Source organism: Oceanibacterium hippocampi (assembly GCF_900172325.1).
GTDB lineage: Bacteria > Pseudomonadota > Alphaproteobacteria > Sneathiellales > Sneathiellaceae > Oceanibacterium > Oceanibacterium hippocampi.
On sequence record NZ_FWFR01000001.1, the window covers coordinates 965,306 to 982,099 of the forward strand.

The window sequence follows — 16,794 nt, forward strand, 5'->3', positions numbered from 1 at the left end:
TCACCGAACGATATAGAAATAGGCGGCGCCGAGCAGCGCCGAGACCGCCAGCGTCGGCAGCATGCCGGCCTTGAAGCGCAGCATCGCGACCAGGGCGCCGATCGCGAGCACGAGCGCGCCCGGCTCGACCGTTTCCCAGACCGGCAGGAAGAGGCGGATTCCGGCCAGACGGATCTCGGACACCTCCGCGAACACCACATGCAGCGCGAACCAGACGGCGAGGTTGAGGATCACGCCGACGACGGCGGCGGTCAGCGTCGAGAGCGCGGCGGCGAGCCGGCGGTTGCGACCGAGACGCTCGATATAAGGCGCCCCGAGGAAGATCCAGAGGAAGCAGGGCATGAAGGTCACCCAGCTCGTCAGCAGCGCGCCGAGCGTACCGGCGACGAAGGGATCGAGCGCGCCGGGGGTGCGATAGGCCCCCATGAAGCCGACGAACTGCGTCACCAGGATGAGCGGCCCCGGGGTGGTTTCGGCCAGCCCGAGCCCGTCCAGCATCTCGCCGGGCATCAGCCAGCCGTGGATCTCGACCGCCTGCTGCGCGACGTAGGCGAGTACCGCATAGGCGCCGCCGAAGGTCACGACCGCCATCTTGGCGAAGAAGAATCCCTCCTGCGCGAAGACGTTCGAGGGGCCGAGCGTTCCGGCCAGCAATGCGACCGGGGCCAGCCAGAGCAGGCCGAATACCAGCGTGACGAGGATCGCGCGCCGAAGGTTCGGGCGGGTATGCGGTGGTGCCGCCGCCTCGTCCGCCGCGGCGTCCGCCGCCGTGCCGCCGTCCGCGGCGTCGAAATAGCCGGGCCGGAAGGTCGCCGCCAGGTAGCCGGCGACCGCCGCGCCGATCACGATCATCGGGAAGGGCAGGGCAAGGAAGAAGATCCCGACGAAGGCGAGACAGGCGACGACCAGCGCGAATCCGCTCCTGATCGCCCGGCGGCCGATCCTGACCACCGCCTCGATGACGACGGCAAGCACCGCCGCCTTGATGCCGAAGAACAGCGCCGCCACGATCGAGAACTGCCCGAACCCGGCATAGAGAATGGAAAGCGTCAGGATGACCGCCGCGCCGGGCAGCACGAACAGGGTTCCGGCGACCAACCCGCCGGCCGTGCGGTGCAGCAGCCAGCCGACATAGGTCGCGAGCTGCTGCGCCTCCGGTCCGGGCAGCAGCATGCAGTAGTTCAGCGCATGCAGGAAACGACGCTCGTCGATCCAGCGCCGCTCCTCGACCAGGATGCGATGCATGAGCGCGATCTGCCCCGCCGGGCCGCCGAAACTGAGCAACCCGATGCGGAGCCAGACCCGGAATGCCGCGCCGAAGCTGGGCGGTCCGTCGGCCGGGGGGCGGGGGGTCATCGGGCGATCTCCTTCGGCGGCCAGCCATGGCTTTCGGCCGGCACGTCGCGGCACCGGGCATAGAGCGCGTCATACAGCGTCAATCCGCGCTCCAGCATGACAAGATCGTCGCTTGTGAGCGCCGACAGGCCGACCGAGAGCGTGAGCAGACCGCTCGCCTCCGGCGCCAGGTCGAGCCGGCCGGTATCCGCCGCGCGGATGATCAGCGCGAGCTTCTCCAGAGCCGGTTCGCGGACCCGGTAGGCGGCGAGGAAGGCGTCGAAACTGCAGTTTTCGCCGTCATGGCTGAAGCGGCAATCGGGGATGTCGAAGGGGATGGCGTCGAGCTCGGTGGCGCATTCGCCGACCCAGTCCGGGGCGACGAAATGGAAGCGGGCATCGGGATCGACGAAGCGGCGGATGAACCAGGGGCAGGCGATACGGTCGATCTTCGGCCGTGCCCGCGTCACCCAGCGGGTCGCCGCGCAGTCGCCGCCCGGCAGGTCCGCCTTCGCCACCAGCGGCAATCCGGCCGCCCGCCAGCCCTCGATGCCGCCGTCCAGGGCGCGTGCGTCGAGACCGGCCGCGCGCAGCCGGCCGGCGGCGCTCTCGCTCACCTCGTGGCCATGCACGCAGTAAACCACGATTTCGCTGCCGGCGGCGAACGCGTCCGCCCAGCGATCGGCTTCCCGGTGATCGCGCCAGCGCGCGGCGGGCAGGCGGTCGGCGGCTCGCTCGTAGGCCTCGCGACGGCGCACGTCGATGATCGCCGGACAATCGGGGCGACCGATCCGGCTGCGTAAATCGGCTATGGGAAGCTGGCCCTGTACCATGGCTTAATCCTCCGTTCCGGAGCATTAAGCGGTGCTTGGGCACTGAGGCCTTGGGTGGCCGGGAGACCGCGACGTCCCGACCGGAGGATCATAGCCTCCTTCCGGTCCGGCCTCAAGCGGCCCGTCAGCCGACCAGGCCGACGGCGATCTCGCGCGCCTCGGCGAAAGAATCGGCGAAGCGCAGGTTCGGGTGACGGTCGTCGAAGCCCATCTTGCGCAGGATTTCCTTCGGCTGCGGGCGTACGCCGGCGACCAGCACGACCGTGCCGTCCGCCTTGCAGCGGCGCACGAACTCCGTCAGCACGCCGACCCCGGTGGCGTCGATCAGGGGCACGTCCCGGACGCGCAGGATGATCACCTTCGGCGCCGACGGCATCGCATCCTGCATGTCCAGCAGGCCTTTCGCGGCGCCGAAGAACAGCGGGCCGCGGAGCGACAGCATCTCCACCCCCTTCGGCAGCGTCTGGTGATCGAAGGTGACGCGCGGCTGCGCCGCGTCGTCGATGTCCTCCTGCAGGTAGTCGACGCCCTGCTGGATCGAGACGACCTTGCTCATCCGGTGCATGAACAGGATCGCCGCCAGCACCACGCCGACCTCGATCGCGACCGTGAGGTCGACCAGCACCGTCAGCGCGAAGGTGATGATCAGCACTAGCCGGTCGCCCGGCGGGGCCGACATCAGGTGCCGGAACTTGTCGATCTCGCTCATGTTCCAGGCGACGATCACGAGGACGGCGGCGAGGCTGGCAAGCGGGACATAGGCCGCGAGCGGGGCGAGCGCCAGCATGAACAGCAGCAGCGTGAGCGCGTGGATGATGCCGGCGAGCGGCGAGCGCGCGCCGGAGCGGATACTGGTCGCCGTGCGGGCGATCGCGCCGGTCGCCGGCAACCCGGCGAACAGCGCCGAGGCCACGTTCGCGACCCCCTGGGCGACCAGTTCGCAGTTCGAGCGGTGTCGCGCGCCAGTCATGCCGTCGGCGACCACGGCCGACAGCAGGCTCTCGACGCCGGCCAGGAAGGCGATCGTGAAGGCCGCCGGAATGACGTCGCGGATCTTGCCCAGGTCGAGTGCCGGCATCTCCGGAAACGGAATGGACGAGGGAATGCCGCCGAACCGCGAACCGATCGTCTCGACCGGCAGGCCGAGCAGCCCGACCGCGACCGAGGCGCCGACCACGGCGATCAGGAAGCCGGGCAGCTTCGGCGCCCGGCGGCGCAGCAGCACGATGACCAGCAGCGCGCTGCCGGCGACCGCCATGGCCGCCATGTCGGCGCTCGCCCGTGCCGCCCATAGGACCTCGATCTTGTCGATGAAATCGCCCGGGACCTGGCCGACGGTGAGCCCGAACAGGTCCTTGATCTGGCTGGAGAAGATGATCACGGCGATGCCGGCGGTGAAACCGGTGACGACCGGTTCGGGGATATACTTGATCCACGTACCGAGGCGGGCGAAGCCGGCGACGACCAGCATCAGCCCGGCCATCAGCGTGGCGAGCAGCAGTCCGTCGTAGCCATGCTGGGCGATGACATTGAAGACGACGACGACGAAGGCGCCGGTCGGGCCGCCGATCTGGAAGCGGCTGCCACCGAGCGCCGAAATCAGGAAACCGGCGACGATGGCGGTGACCAGACCCTTGTCGGGGGTCGTGCCGGAGGCAATGGCAAGCGCCATGGCGAGCGGCAGGGCGACGATGGCGACTGTCAGGCCCGCGATCAGGTCGCCACGAAAATGGGCGGGCGTGTAACCGCTGCCAAGTACGGTCACCAACTTCGGTATAAAAAGTCTGAAATAGGCCTTCGCCGAGTGGTTCGACGTACTACTCTTGTTGTTCATTCTATTTCGCAATTCCGGCCGCGGCGGGGAACAGGTGATGGACGATAGCCGAGTATCGCCGACCCGCTGCTATTGCCGCCAGTGTCGATTGGCCGGAATCCGTTCACCTGTCCGCGACGAACGGTCGCGGTGCCGGGCTTCGTCGCCTCAGACGGCGCTCAGGTAGCGGGTCTTCACCACCTCCATCACCTCGTCGGCATCGCGTTTCCACCAGTTTGCCTCGGAGAAGATCTCGACCTCGATCATGCCGTCGAAGCCGGTGTCCTCGACCCAGCGGCGGATCTGCGGGATCTCGATCACCCCGTCGCCCATCATGCCCCGGTCGAGCAGCAGGTCGCGGGTCGGCACCAGCCAGTCGCAGACATGGAAGGCGGCGATCCGCCCGGCAGAGCCGGCGGCGGCGATCTCGGTCCGGAGGTCCGGGTCCCACCAGACGTGATAGACATCGACAGCGACGGTCACGCCCTCGCCCAGCCGTTCCCAGATGCCGCGCGCCTGCGCCATCGTGTTCACGCAGGCCCGGTCGGCGGCATACATCGGGTGCAGCGGTTCGATGGCGAGCGGCATGCCGGCCGGGCGGGCGGCTTCCAGCAATGCCGCGATCCCGTCCTCGACCTGGGCCCGCGCGTCGGCGAGGTTCCGGGATCCCGCCGGCAGACCGCCAACCACCAGTACCAGGCATTCGGCGCCGATCGCGACGGCCTCGTCCAGGGCACGCAGGTTGTCCTCCGCGGCGGCCTTGCGGCCGGCGGCGTCGGCGGCGGGGAACATCCCGCCCCGGCAGAGCCCGCTGACCCTGAGACCCGCGTCGCGGATCTGCCTGGCCGCGACCTCGGTGCCGAGTTCGGCAAGCTTGTCGCGCCACGGCGCGATGCCGCCGAAGCCATGCCGGGCACAACCCTCGATGCACTGGGCGAGGTTCCACTGGGCGCGGACCGTCGCGGTATTGAGCGACAGCCGGGAGAGCGGCAGCGTCATTGCGCCGTCCCGACGCCGCGAACGGCCATGACGCGGGCCATGCGGGCGGCCGCCTCGTCCGGGTCACGGAACAGCCCGGCGCGGTCGGCGAGGCGGAAGATCTCCGCCAGATGCAGCGTCGAGCGCGTGCTTTCCTGGCCGCCGATCATGGTGAAGTGGTCCTGCAGCCCGTTCAGATAGGCCATGAAGACGACGCCGGTCTTGTAGAACCGGGTCGGTGCCTTGAAGATCAGCCGCGAGAGCGGCACCGTGGGCGCGAAGATCGCGTGATAGTCGTCCATGTCGCCGGCCGCAAGCGCGCCGAGCGCGGCGCTGGCCGCCGGGGCGATCGCGTCGAAGATGCCGAGCAGCGCTTCCGAATGGCCCTGCTCGTCGCCGGCGATCAGGTCGGCATAGTTGAAATCGTCGCCGGTATACATGCGGACGCCCTCGGGCAGGCGGCGGCGCATGGCGATCTCCTTCCTGTCGTCGAGCAGGGAGATCTTGATGCCGTCGATCTTCGCGGCATTCGTGGCGAGCATGGAGAGGCAGGTGTCCATCGCCGCGTCGTGGTCGTCGTGGCCCCAGTAGCCGGCAAGCGCCGGGTCGAACATCTCGCCGAGCCAGTGGATCACCACCGGTTCCGAGACCTGGCCGAGAATGCGGTCATAAACCCGGGCATAGTCGTCGGGGCCGCTGGCGCAGGCGGCGAGCGCCCGGCTCGCCATCAGGATGATGCGGCCGCCGGCCGCCTCGACCGCCTCGCACTGCATCTCGTAGGCGGCGATCACGTCGTCCACGGTCAGGCCGGGGGCTGGAACCAGGTGATCGGTACCGGCGCCCGACGCGATCAGCGCCCCGCCGCGCGCCCTGGCCTCGGCATTGGCGCGCCGGATCAGTTCCAGAGAGGTCGGCCAGTCGAGACCCATGCCGCGCTGGGCGGTGTCCATCGCCTCGGCGACACCGAAGCCCAGATCCCAGAGATGGTGCCGGAACTGCAGCGTCTTTTCCCAGTCGACGGCTGTGTCGAGCCAGGGATCGTTGTCGGCGAACGGGTCGGCGACGACATGGGCGGCGGCATAGGCGATGCGCGTGAAGGGCCGGGCCGGGCGGGCCGGGAAGCCCTTCGGCGCCTGCGTCCGGTAGCGTTCGACGCCGCCCGACGCGGTCGGCAGCTGAACCTCGGCCATGCTCATCCCTCCAGCGCGGGAATGTCGAGCCAGCGGCGTTCCTGCCAGCTCTTCAGGCCGAGCTCGGCGAGCTGCACGCCCTTGGCGCCCTCGAGCAGCGTGTATTTCCACTCCGCCTCGCCGAACAGGTGACGGATGAAAAGCTCCCACTGGGCGCGGAAGCCGTTCGGATAATCGAGATTGTCCGGGACCACCTGCCAGTCCTCGAAGAAGTCGTGGCCCTGCTTCTGGTCCGGGTTCCAGACCGGGCGCGGCGTGTTGACCCGGGCCTGGCTGCGGCAGTCGGTCAGGCCGGCGACCGCCGAGCCGTGCGTGCCGTCGACATGGAAGGTGACCAGGTCGTCGCGGCGCACCCGGGTGCACCAGCTCGAGTTGATTTGGGCGATGATGCCGCCTTCCAGCTCGAAGGTGGCATAGGCCGCGTCGTCCGCGGTCGCCTGGTAGGCCTGGCCGCGCTCGTCGACCCGCTCCGGGATATGGGTGGCGCCGAGGCAACTCACCGCCTTGACGTTGGCGAAGGTGTTGTCGAGCACGTAGCGCCAGTGGCAGAGCATGTCGAGGATGATGCCGCCGCCGTCTTCCAGGCGGTAGTTCCAGGACGGCCGCTGGGCCTCCTGCCAGTCACCCTCGAAGACCCAGTAGCCGAACTCGCCGCGAACCGACAGGATGCGCCCGAAGAAGCCGGAATCGCGCAGCATGCGGAGCTTCATCAGGCCGGGCAGGAACAGCTTGTCCTGCACGACGCCGTGCCGGATCCCGGCCTTCTCGGCGTAATGGTGGAGCGCCAGTGCCTCCTCGACCGTGGTCGCGGTCGGCTTCTCGCAATAGATGTCCTTGCCGGCGTCGATCGCCTGGCGGACCACCGTCGGGCGGAGCTGCGTCGAGGCGGAATCGAAGAACAGCGTGTCGTCCTTGTTGGCGAGCGCGGCCGCGAGGTCGGTCGACCAGCGGGTTACGCCATTCGCCCTGGCCAGGCGGGCCAGCTTGTCCTCGTCGCGGCCGACCAGGATCGGGTCGGGGACGATCCGCCGCCCGTCGCGCAGCAGTACGCCGCCGGCATCGCGGATCGCCGCGATCGAGCGGATCAGGTGCTGGTTGGTTCCCATGCGGCCGGTGACGCCGTGCATGATGACGCCAAGTCGTTGCTCTGCCATGTGACTGACTTTCCTTGCTACTGGTCGAGGGATACCGGCCGCATGGCCGAGAAATCGGGGGCGACGCCGGTCGCGAAGCCCGTGCAGTCGAGCGAACCGATGGCGATCGCGCCATCGCGGATGCGCAGCCTGACGGCGCCGTGGCTCCGCTCGTAGAGATCGCCGTGGGCGGCGAGGAAGCGGTCCTGCTCGGCGGCCGGCGCGATCGCCATGCCGTTCACGTAATGGTGGCCGTTGCGCTCGATATGGCCGACGCCGATCAGGGTGGCGAGCGCGAGATCCTGCTGCAGCGAGATGCCGGCCTGGATGGTCAGGTCCTCGGCCGACATGAAAAAGCGATCCCGGCCTTCCTCGGCATTCCACATCCGGCAGCGGGCGGCGTTCATCATCGCCTTGTAGAAGCCCTTGCAGCTTTTCGCCGAGATTCCCGAATAGCCGATCCGGCGCGCCTGGGCGAAGGCGTCCAGCGTGCCATCGGACTCGTCGATGATGACAGGCCGCTCGCGGTCGAGCAGGGCGACATCGCCCTCGAGCGCCCGGGCCCGGGCGATCGGCTGCTCGATGAACAGGATCGAGCGGCAGAGCCGTTCCAGCGCCGGACGCGCCTGCATCTCGCGCCACAGCGCGAGGATGCCCTCCGCATCGCCATATTGCTCGTTGCCGTCGAGGCTCGCCTTGTAGTCGTGCGGCAGCCGGTCGAGGACACCGGCGATCGCCTCCAGCCGGGCGATGTCGGCGGTGATGTCGCCGCCGACCTTGAGCTTGAAGTAGCGATGGCCATAAGCGGCGACGACTTCCTCGAGCGTCTCCGGCAGGCCGTCGTCGAGGCGGCTCTCCGGGTTCTGGTCGGCGGCGGTGATCGGATCGACCATGCCGACCGTGTGGCGGGCCTGGATCGTGGCCGCGGGGCGGACGTCGCGCAGGAAGGCGTCGAAGTCGAAGCCGGCGAATTCCGGCAGCAGGCGGGTCGGGACGATGCCGGGCAGGTTCGCCTGCATCGCCTTGTAGATCGATACGCCTTCCAGCCGGCAGACCGCGTCCAGCACGGCGCGGTCGACCTGGGCCGGTCCGAAGCCGGCGACGAGCGGATTGAGCCCGGCCGCGGCGCCTCGCGCGATCTGCTCCGGATAGACGGCGGCGAAATGGCCGAACGCGGTTTCCGGCCCCTCGACCGCCTGGTAGAGGCGGGCGGCGATCCGGATGGCGTCCTCGAGCTGGCGGAAATTGTCCTCGTTGCTGAGCTCGGGGTTCTTGTCGAACCATTTCGGCGCCAGCAGTTCGGCCGTCATGCCGGTGGCGCTGCGCCCGCGCTCGTCCTCGATGCGGACCCGGAGATGGGCGAGCGGTGCCGAACGCAGGGTGACGATGCCGAAGCGGAACGGCATGCGGAAGGTCGTGTCGCGTTCGGCGAGGGCGATCTCGCGGATGCGGAAGCGGGGGGAACTCATGACAGGGCCTCCAGGATGCCGCGCATGTAGCCGGCGCTGAACGCCGCCGTGGTCGCGCCATCGGGTTCGTAGACGAAGGGTTCGGCGGCGATCCAGCCGTCGTAGCGGTGCCGCTTCAGGGCCTCGACGACCGGGGCGAAAAGGTCGCCGCCCTGGCCGGGGCCGCGCCGGTTGCGGTCGTTGACCTGGACATGGGCGATCATGCCCGACGGCAGCCAGCGGTCGATCAGCTCGGCCGGGGTCTCCTCCTCGCCGAGCGAGGCGGCCGAGGTGTCGATCATCGTCCGCACGGCCGGGCTGTCGATCTCGTCGGCCATCCGGGCCGCCTCGGCGATCCGGTTGATGAAATTGGTCTCGCGCGGGGCCAGCGCCTCGATGCAGTAGGTGACGCCGCAGCGCTCGGCCTCGCCGGCGATCGCGGCGAAACTCTCTCGCGCCCGTTTCCAGGCCTCGACCGGGTCGTCGCCGTCGGCCAGCGAGCGCTGTGCCGGCGAGCCATGCACGAGAACGTCGCCGCCGAGCTCGGCGCAAAGCCGGACGAGGCCGGTCATGACCTCGACCGTGCGCGCCCGGACATCGGCGTCGACGCCGTTCAGCGACAGCCCGCGCGGGGTCACCAGCAGCCAGTGCAGGCCCGAGATCGCGACGCCGGCATCGGCGGCTTCGCGCTTGAGCGCCTTGGCCCTGCCCGCCTCCATCCTGTGCGGTTCGTCGTCGATGGTGAAGGGTGCGAGTTCGAGGCCGACATAGCCGAGCGATGCGGCGAGGTCGCATTGCGCCTTCCAGGGCAGGTCGCGCAGGACCTCGTTGCAGAGCGAAAGCTTCATCTCGGGCGGACTCCGGTCAGGAACTGAAGAAGCGTGGGGCGAGGCGGTGCGCGGCGCTGCGCGTCAGGCGGCGGACCGTCGCGCTGGAATAGAGAATGGTGATGAGGGCGGCAAGCCAGAGCACGAGGCTGATCGGCCGGGTCAGGAAGGGTTCCAGGCTGCCGTCGGACAGCACCAGACCGCGGCGCAGGCTCTTGTCGAGGATCGGCCCGAGGACGATGCCGAGGACCAGCGGCGCCATCGGGTATTTCATCTCGCGCAGCACGAAGCCAACGACGCCGAAGCCGATCATCACCCAGATGTCGAAATGCCGGCTCGCGATGGCGAAGGCGCCGACCGTGCAGAGCACGAAGATGATCGGCATCAGGCGCTGGCGCGCGACCTGAAGTATCAGCAGCATCGGCCTGGTGAGGACCAGTCCGAAGAACAGGATCGCGAGGCTCGCCATCAGGACCATCGCCACCACTTCGAAGACGAAGCTCGGGAACTCGATCATGATCAGCGGGCCGGGCCGGATGCCGTGGATGAAGAGCGCGGCCAGCAGCACGGCGGCCGGTGCCGAGCCCGGCACGGCGAGGGTGAGGACCGGGATGATCGCGCCCGGCACGGCGGCGCTGTTGCCGGTCTCGGCGGCGATCAGGCCCTCGACCGAGCCCTTGCCGAATTCCTGCTTCTCCTTGCTGCCCCGGCGCGCCGCGGCATAGGACACCCAGGCGCCCATGTCCTCGCCGACGCCGGGGACCAGTCCCATGACGGTGCCGATCAGGCCGGAGCGGACGATGGTGCGCTTGTAGCGGAACAGTTCGGAGAGCTTCGGGATGACCGAATCCTTGGCCGACTTGATGGCCTCGTAGGCCGGGTCCTTCATCACCCCGATGATCTCGGCGAAACCGAAGGTGCCGACCAGCGCCGGCAGCAGGGCGAAGCCGCCCGACAGCTCGAAGATGCCGAAGGTGAAGCGCTGGTAGGCGTGGATGCCCTCCTGCCCGACCATCGAGAGCAGGAGGCCGATGAAGCCGGCGATCCAGCCCTTCAGCGGGTCGTCGAGGGCAGTGAGCTGGCCGGAGATGATGACCCCGAAGATCGCCAGCCAGAAGAATTCGAAGGCCCCGAACTTGAGCGCGAACTCGGCCAGCAGCGGGGCGAAGATGGCGAGGCAGAACATCCCGATCATGGTGCCGATGACCGACCCCGTGGTGGCGATGCCCATCGCCTTGCCGGCGCGGCCGGAGCGGGCCAGCGGGAAGCCGTCGAGCGTCGTCGCGGCGTTGGCCGGCGTGCCGGGGATGTTGAGCAGGATGGCGCTGCGGCTGCCGCCGTAGATCGCGCCGACATACATGCAGATCAGGATCAGGATGGCGTCGCCGGCGGCCATCGAGAAGGTCAGCGTGGTCATCAGCGCCACGCCGAGCGTCGCGGTCAGCCCGGGCAGCATGCCCACGGTGATCCCGAGCAGGGTCGCCCAGAGCACGTGGAACAGCGTCCCGAAGGTCGCGAAGCCGGCGAGCGCCGCCCCGAAATAGACCAGTCCCTCAGGCATGTGCTGGGTCACTCACGGGATATTCACCAGGAAGACATTCTCGAAGACATAGGCGATCGCGAAGGCGGCGATCGCGGCAACGAGGGCGGCGCTTGTCACCCGCCACAGGCGTCGGCTCGCGAGGGCCGGATCCGTCCATTCGAAGATCTGGATGAAGACGAAGATGAACAGGAAGGTCGCGAGCCAGAAGGGCATCCGCCCGATCAGGCCGCCGGCATAGCCGATGGTGAGAAACAGGGTCAGCGCCGCCCGCCTGGAGCCCGCGCTGCCGAGCCCGCGGAGCGCCTCGCCCGGGGCCAGCCGCCAGCCGCCCTGCCGGCAGGAACGGACGAGCATGAGGGCGCCGAGCACGGCGATGATCGCCCCCAGAACGCCCGGCACGATCCCCGGTGCCGACCAGGGGTTGATGTTCATTTCCTCGAGCCGCGGCATGCGCCAGCTCTCGACCAGCGTGGCGACGCCAAGGGCGACGAAGACGATCGCCGATACGAAATCGGCCCTGACCATGCGGCTGTCTGTCATCTGGCTTCGTGTCGTTATCGCGGAACGCCGGGCGGCGCCTTCCCGTCACCGGGATGACGCCGCCCGCATGGCCCTTACTGGGCGGCCATTCTTATTCCGGCTTGGCGATGCCGAGTTCCTCGGGCGACATCTTGGTCCGCCCGGCGGCATGGAAGGACCAGGCGTCGGCCTGGATCTCCGGCATCACCCGCTTCTGCGCGGCGTCGCCGTAGACCGGCGTGAAGACGGCGCCCTTCTCGGCGGCATACTTCTTGAGCGCCGGGGAATTGGCGATCTCCTGCTCCCAGACCATGTCGAAGGTCTTGAGAACCTCCGCCGGGGCGTCCTTCGGGATGAAGATGCCGAACGAGGTCGCCACCGCCGGGACCTTCTTCAGCCACTCGGTGATCGGCGGAACCTCGCCGTAACCGTCGATGAGCACGGCCTGGTCGCCGACCACGGCGAGCGGGCGCAGGCGCTTGCCACGGACCATTTCGGCCTGCTCGGAGGCGAGCTGCGTGGTGACCTGGGTCTCGCCCGAGACCGTCGCGATCACCGCCGGGTTGCCGCCGTCGTAGCTCACGTGCTTGTAGGACAGGCCGAGCGGCTGGACGATCGCCTCGATCGCGACATGGCCGGACGAGCCGGCGCCGGCCGTGGCGACGCTGATTTCACCGGGATTGGCCTTCATCGCCTCGATCAGTTCGCCCATCGTCTGATAGGGGCTGTCGGGATTGACGCTGACCATCGGGACGTTGGTGACGTTGAGATAGAGCCGCCAGTCCTCGACCCAGGTGTCGAACATGCCGAGCAGCTTGTAGGTGCCGAGCTGCTTCGGCGCGCCGGCCGCCCAGGTGTAGCCGTCATGCGGGCCGTCCTGCACACCCTTCTTGCCGATCGAGCCGGACGCACCGGGCTGGTTGACGATGACGACCTTCTGGCCGAGCGCCTTTTCCAGCTCGCCGGCGGTCACGCGCGTCACCTGGTCGGTGGCGCCGCCGGCGCTCCAGGGAACGACGATCGTGATCGTCTTTTCGGGCTTCCAGGGATAGTCCCCGGCGACTGCCGAGGTGGCAAACGACGCGGCCATGGCCGTTGCGCCGAGCGCCAGTGCGAGAATGCGCTTCATTCCGATTCCTCCCGGTTCTGATTACCGCCTTGTTGGGTGCGGACTAGGATGCCTCGCCGCTTTTCGCCGAGTCAACGAGATTTGTAACCAACTGGTGACTTCCGCGCTTCGTGCATGCGATTTTGCTACTTGAGGTCGATTGACTCGGCGCGGAAGGTGGATCTATTGTCGAGTAAATAAACAGTTACTTAGAACGAGTTCACGGGAACGGAACGGCGCGATGGGGGAGCAAGCCGGAAGCGGCGGACGAACGACCGGATTCGCGGCGAAGCTGTGGTCGAGCGTGAGCTATTACGTGCCGAGCACGCTCGCGATCGTGGCCCTGATCCTGATCTGGCATTTCTCGGTCACGCTGTTCGAGATCAAGGAATATATCCTGCCGTCCCCGGGCGCGGCGGTCGCGACCTTCTTCGATCCGAAGTACCGCTGGGGCTACAACTTCCTCGTCACCTTCTACGAGATTGCCGGCGCCTTCGCGATCTCGACGGTGCTCGGGATCGCGCTGGCGGTGCTGATCGTCTGGAACTCGTTCCTGGAGCGGACGATCCTGCCGCTGCTGGTGCTCTTCAACACGCTGCCGAAGATCGCCCTGGCGCCGCTCTTCGTGATCTGGCTGGGCTACGGCATCTGGCCGAACATCGTGATCGCGGTGACGGTGAGCTTCTTCCCGGTCGTCGTGAACACCGCCGCCGGCCTCTCGAACGTGGACGAGGACCTGCTCGACCTGGTCCGGTCGCTGAAGGCCCGGAAATGGCAGATCTTCCTGAAGATCCGTTTCCCGAACGCGATGCCCTACATCTTCACGGCGCTGGAGCTCAACGCCACCCTGTCGGTGGTCGGCGCGGTGGTCGGTGAATTCGTGGCCTCCGAGGCCGGTCTCGGCGCGCTCATCATCGTCGGCGGCGTGACACTGTCGACACCCTCGATCTTCGCCGCGCTGATCCTGATCTCGGCGCTTGGCCTGCTGCTTTACTGGGCAGTGGTCGCGGTCGGCCGCTTCCTGATGCCGTGGGAACGGCGCGGCAACGCGAAGTCGTGAAAACCTGCCGGCATCGGCCGGCGCAACAAGAAGGGGAGACTCGAATGGGTGCGAAACGTATCGGTATTCTGGCGGCGGCGCTGACTGCGGCGGCGATGCTTGCCAGCCCCACGCAGGCCGCCGAGAAGGCGACGCTGCTGCTGAACTGGTTCCAGCTTCCGGATCATTCGCCGTTCTACCTGGCGCGCAAGCGCGGCTATTTCGAGGAAGAGGGGATCGATCTCGAGATCATCCGCGGTCACGGTTCCGGCGATACCGCGAAGAAGATCGATCTCGGCGAGGCCGAGTTCGGCATCTCCGACGCGCCGACCGTGCTGACCGCGATCTCCAAGGGCGCCGACCTGATGATCATCGGCATTCACTACGACAAGGCGGCCAACAACATCTTCTTCTTCAAGGATTCCGGGATCACCAAGGTCTCCGACCTGGCGGGCCGTAAGATCGCCGCGCCTCCGGGCGATTCCCATCGCTTCCTCTGGCCCTCGCTCGCCAAGGTCAACAATGTCGATCCCGATTCGGTGACCATGGTCAACATCAAGCCGGAGGGCAAGCAGGCGATCGTCGCCGGCGGCCAGGTGGACGGCGCCTTCGATCTCTACACCTCCTTCCCGATCTGGGAGAAAGTGCTCGGCGAGGGCAAGGTCGGCAACCTGCTGTTCGCCGACCACGGCGTCGCGCTCTACGGCCACGCCTATCTGGTCAACAAGAAACTGGTCGCCGAGAAGCCCGAACTGATCCGGGGATTCATGAAGGCGATGGCCAGGGGCTGGAGCGACGCGCTCAACGAACGTGAGGCGGCGATCGACGCCCTCATGGATTCGGTGCCCGGCGTCGATCGCGATGCCTACCTGGCGACCCTCGACCTGGTGCTTGATCTCTCGGTAACCGAACGCTCGCGGGAATACGGCCAGGCCTGGATTCTTCCGGAACTGATGCAGAACACCATCGACATCACGAAGGAAGGCGGCAACATGGAGAAGGATCTGACGGCCGCCGAGGTCTTCACCAACGACTTCAACGCCCAGATCAAGCCCGGCTCCTGACCGGACATCCATCCAGGACGACCCGGCGCCTCGGCGCCGGGTCACGGTTTGCAGTTTTCAAGACGAGAGTGCGATGAGCATGAGTGATTCCTGGCCGCTTCCCGACCGCTTCGCCGACGAGGAGGCGCTCGAGGAATTCATGACCCGCCCCGACCCGGCGACGATCGCCGATCTCGCGGACCTGACCGGCGACATCATGGTCCTGGGTGCCGGCGGCAAGATGGGCCCGACGCTCTGCCGCCTGGCCAAGCGGGCGGCGCCGGACAAGCGGGTGATCGCGGTCGCCCGCTTCTCGGATCCGAAGTCGAAGGCCGCGCTCGAGGCCGCCGGCGTCGAATGCTTTCCGTGCGACCTGCTCGACGCGGCCGCCGTCAAGGCGCTGCCGGACGCGGCCAACATCGTCTTCATGGCGGGCCGCAAGTTCGGCAGCCAGGGCGCCGAGGACCTGACCTGGGCGATGAACGTGCTGGTCCCGGCGATGGTTGCCGAGCGCTTCCGCAACAGCCGCATCGTCGCCTTCTCGACTGGCTGCGTCTATCCGTTCGTGCCGACCGACGGGTCCGGCGCCAGCGAAAGCGTGGCCCCCAATCCACCGTCCGGCGAATATGCCAATTCCTGCGTCGGGCGGGAGCGGATGTTCCAGTATTTCTCGGGCCTGCACGGCACCCCGGGGCGGCTGTTCCGGCTCAATTACGCGATCGACATGCGCTACGGCGTGCTGTTCGACATCGCCGTGAAAGTCCGCGACGAGGTGCCGATCGACGTCACGATGGGCCATGCGAACGTCATTTGGCAGGGCGATGCGAACGCCCGGGCGCTGCGCTCGCTGGTCCATTGCACGACGCCGACCAGTCCGATCAACGTCAGCGGTCCGGAGAACATGGTGATCCGCGATCTGGCGCTCGCCTTCGGCGAGAGGCTCGGCAAGCGGCCGACGATCACCGGGACCGAGGCAGGGACGGCGTGGCTGGTCGATACCGCGGCGTCCGAGGCCCTGTTCGGCGCGCCGCTGGTGCCGCTCGAACGGATGATCGACTGGACCGCCGACTGGGTCGGGCGCGGCATGGCCAATCTCGGGAAGCCGACCCATTTCGAAGTCCGTGACGGTGTCTACTGAGGATCTGACCCGGGTCGCCCTCGGCCAGGGTCATATCGGCGCGGCCCTGACGCTGTCCTGCGCGGCGCACTGGAACCAGAGCGCCTCCGACTGGCGGCTGATGATCGGCCAGGGCGGCGGCATCGGGCTGGAAGATGGCAACGGCACGCTTGTCGCCTCGGCCATAACGCTGCCCTATGCGCGCGACGTCGCCTGGATCAGCATGGTGCTCGTGCGTCAGGACTGGCAGCGCCGCGGTCTCGCGAGCGACCTGCTTGTCCAGTGTATCGAGGCGGTCGAAAGCCGCGGGCTGATCCCGGCGCTGGACGCCACGCCGGCCGGCGAGAAGGTCTACCTGCCGCTCGGCTTCGTGCCGATCTTCCGTTTCCAGCGCTACGAACTGGACCTCGGGAAGCCGGCAATGCCGCAGGGCAAGGGGGACCCGTCGCCCGACCCGGAGACGTTCGAAGCCCTCGCCGCGCTCGATGCCGAGGCAGCGGGCGCCGGACGGCCGGCGATCCTCGCCGACCTGGTCGCCCGGGCCCCGGGCGCGGTCTGTCGCCTCGATGCGCCGGAGCAGGGCTTCGTTCTGGCCCGTCCCGGCCGGAACGCCTGGCAGATCGGGCCGCTGGTCGCGGACAGCGTGGACGGCGCCCGGCGGCTGTTCGACAGGGCGCTGGCGCGGGCCGCGCAGCGGCGGGTCTTCATCGACGTGCCGGACGGCCAGGACGCCTTCCGCCGACATGTCGAGGCGGCGGGCTTCAGTCCCCAAAGACCCTTCACCCGCATGTACAAGGGCCGCGACCGGGCCTTCGGCCGGCCGGAACTGACCTTCGCCGTCGCCGGCCCGGAACTCGGCTAGCCGGGG

Annotated in this window: 15 protein-coding genes; 4 read left to right on the forward strand and 11 right to left on the reverse strand. The window is 68.1% G+C overall.

The genetic code is table 11. From position 1 onward, the window contains the following. From chrA to OCH7691_RS04565, 11 genes are all read right to left on the reverse strand, one after another. A complete protein-coding gene (gene chrA / locus OCH7691_RS04515) occupies positions 1 to 1,356 on the reverse strand; it encodes a chromate efflux transporter (RefSeq protein WP_085882189.1) in 1,356 nt (451 codons plus the stop codon). Then, positions 1,353 to 2,168, reverse strand: a complete 816-nt coding sequence (locus OCH7691_RS04520) for a chromate resistance protein ChrB domain-containing protein (protein WP_085882190.1) — start codon at positions 2,166 to 2,168, stop codon at positions 1,353 to 1,355. Before OCH7691_RS04520 ends, chrA begins: the two co-directional genes overlap by 4 nt. A 124-nt stretch (positions 2,169 to 2,292) precedes the next feature. Then, positions 2,293 to 4,002 carry a SulP family inorganic anion transporter gene (locus OCH7691_RS04525; RefSeq protein ID WP_085882191.1) on the reverse strand — a complete coding sequence of 570 codons (1,710 nt, stop codon included), beginning with the start codon at positions 4,000 to 4,002 and terminating at the stop codon, positions 2,293 to 2,295. 147 nt (positions 4,003 to 4,149) lie between these two features. Further along, on the reverse strand, positions 4,150 to 4,974 hold the full coding sequence (locus OCH7691_RS04530; protein ID WP_085883500.1) for a sugar phosphate isomerase/epimerase family protein: 825 nt from the start codon (positions 4,972 to 4,974) through the stop codon (positions 4,150 to 4,152). Positions 4,975 to 4,976: 2 nt separating this feature from the next. Further along, positions 4,977 to 6,149: a dihydrodipicolinate synthase family protein gene (locus OCH7691_RS04535; RefSeq protein ID WP_085883501.1), complete on the reverse strand. Its 1,173-nt coding sequence runs from the start codon at positions 6,147 to 6,149 to the stop codon at positions 4,977 to 4,979. 2 nt (positions 6,150 to 6,151) lie between these two features. Further along, positions 6,152 to 7,303 carry a Gfo/Idh/MocA family protein gene (locus OCH7691_RS04540; protein ID WP_085882192.1) on the reverse strand — a complete coding sequence of 384 codons (1,152 nt, stop codon included), beginning with the start codon at positions 7,301 to 7,303 and terminating at the stop codon, positions 6,152 to 6,154. Between the two features lie 17 nt (positions 7,304 to 7,320). After that, entirely contained in the window at positions 7,321 to 8,751 is a 1,431-nt protein-coding gene (locus OCH7691_RS04545) for an enolase C-terminal domain-like protein (RefSeq protein WP_085882193.1), read from the reverse strand. After that, a complete protein-coding gene (locus OCH7691_RS04550) occupies positions 8,748 to 9,578 on the reverse strand; it encodes a sugar phosphate isomerase/epimerase family protein (protein WP_085882194.1) in 831 nt (276 codons plus the stop codon). The genes OCH7691_RS04545 and OCH7691_RS04550 overlap by 4 nt, the downstream gene beginning before the upstream one ends. A gap of 16 nt (positions 9,579 to 9,594) precedes the next feature. Next, on the reverse strand, positions 9,595 to 11,118 hold the full coding sequence (locus OCH7691_RS04555) for a tripartite tricarboxylate transporter permease (RefSeq protein WP_085882195.1): 1,524 nt from the start codon (positions 11,116 to 11,118) through the stop codon (positions 9,595 to 9,597). Between the two features lie 12 nt (positions 11,119 to 11,130). Then, entirely contained in the window at positions 11,131 to 11,640 is a 510-nt protein-coding gene (locus tag OCH7691_RS04560; protein WP_085882196.1) for a tripartite tricarboxylate transporter TctB family protein, read from the reverse strand. 91 nt (positions 11,641 to 11,731) lie between these two features. Continuing rightward, a complete protein-coding gene (locus tag OCH7691_RS04565; protein WP_085882197.1) occupies positions 11,732 to 12,748 on the reverse strand; it encodes a Bug family tripartite tricarboxylate transporter substrate binding protein in 1,017 nt (338 codons plus the stop codon). Between the two features lie 220 nt (positions 12,749 to 12,968). Between OCH7691_RS04565 and OCH7691_RS04570 the strand changes: the two genes are divergently transcribed. The 4 genes from OCH7691_RS04570 (at position 12,969) to OCH7691_RS04585 (ending at position 16,788) form a co-directional block, all read left to right on the forward strand. After that, positions 12,969 to 13,787 (forward strand): ABC transporter permease, encoded by an 819-nt coding sequence (locus OCH7691_RS04570; protein ID WP_085882198.1) that lies wholly within the window; start codon positions 12,969 to 12,971, stop codon positions 13,785 to 13,787. A 44-nt stretch (positions 13,788 to 13,831) separates the two neighbouring features. After that, on the forward strand, positions 13,832 to 14,830 hold the full coding sequence (locus OCH7691_RS04575; protein WP_085882199.1) for an ABC transporter substrate-binding protein: 999 nt from the start codon (positions 13,832 to 13,834) through the stop codon (positions 14,828 to 14,830). Between the two features lie 79 nt (positions 14,831 to 14,909). Beyond that, positions 14,910 to 15,947: an NAD-dependent epimerase/dehydratase family protein gene (locus tag OCH7691_RS04580; RefSeq protein ID WP_370853106.1), complete on the forward strand. Its 1,038-nt coding sequence runs from the start codon at positions 14,910 to 14,912 to the stop codon at positions 15,945 to 15,947. Next, positions 15,937 to 16,788, forward strand: a complete 852-nt coding sequence (locus OCH7691_RS04585; protein WP_139839512.1) for a GNAT family N-acetyltransferase — start codon at positions 15,937 to 15,939, stop codon at positions 16,786 to 16,788. The genes OCH7691_RS04580 and OCH7691_RS04585 overlap by 11 nt, the downstream gene beginning before the upstream one ends. The last annotated feature ends 6 nt before the right edge of the window (positions 16,789 to 16,794 follow it).

Excerpts from the sequence above, each read along its gene's own strand:
- chrA (WP_085882189.1), bottom strand. The coding sequence starts at position 1,356 with ATGACCCCCCGCCCCCCGGCCGACGGACCGCCCAGCTTCGGCGCGGCA.
- OCH7691_RS04520 (WP_085882190.1), bottom strand. The coding sequence starts at position 2,168 with ATGGTACAGGGCCAGCTTCCCATAGCCGATTTACGCAGCCGGATCGGT.
- OCH7691_RS04525 (WP_085882191.1), bottom strand. The coding sequence starts at position 4,002 with ATGAACAACAAGAGTAGTACGTCGAACCACTCGGCGAAGGCCTATTTC.
- OCH7691_RS04535 (WP_085883501.1), bottom strand. The coding sequence starts at position 6,149 with ATGGCCGAGGTTCAGCTGCCGACCGCGTCGGGCGGCGTCGAACGCTAC.
- OCH7691_RS04540 (WP_085882192.1), bottom strand. The coding sequence starts at position 7,303 with ATGGCAGAGCAACGACTTGGCGTCATCATGCACGGCGTCACCGGCCGC.
- OCH7691_RS04545 (WP_085882193.1), bottom strand. The coding sequence starts at position 8,751 with ATGAGTTCCCCCCGCTTCCGCATCCGCGAGATCGCCCTCGCCGAACGC.
- OCH7691_RS04550 (WP_085882194.1), bottom strand. The coding sequence starts at position 9,578 with ATGAAGCTTTCGCTCTGCAACGAGGTCCTGCGCGACCTGCCCTGGAAG.
- OCH7691_RS04555 (WP_085882195.1), bottom strand. The coding sequence starts at position 11,118 with ATGCCTGAGGGACTGGTCTATTTCGGGGCGGCGCTCGCCGGCTTCGCG.
- OCH7691_RS04560 (WP_085882196.1), bottom strand. The coding sequence starts at position 11,640 with ATGACAGACAGCCGCATGGTCAGGGCCGATTTCGTATCGGCGATCGTC.
- OCH7691_RS04565 (WP_085882197.1), bottom strand. The coding sequence starts at position 12,748 with ATGAAGCGCATTCTCGCACTGGCGCTCGGCGCAACGGCCATGGCCGCG.
- OCH7691_RS04570 (WP_085882198.1), top strand. The coding sequence starts at position 12,969 with ATGGGGGAGCAAGCCGGAAGCGGCGGACGAACGACCGGATTCGCGGCG.
- OCH7691_RS04575 (WP_085882199.1), top strand. The coding sequence starts at position 13,832 with ATGGGTGCGAAACGTATCGGTATTCTGGCGGCGGCGCTGACTGCGGCG.
- OCH7691_RS04580 (WP_370853106.1), top strand. The coding sequence starts at position 14,910 with ATGAGTGATTCCTGGCCGCTTCCCGACCGCTTCGCCGACGAGGAGGCG.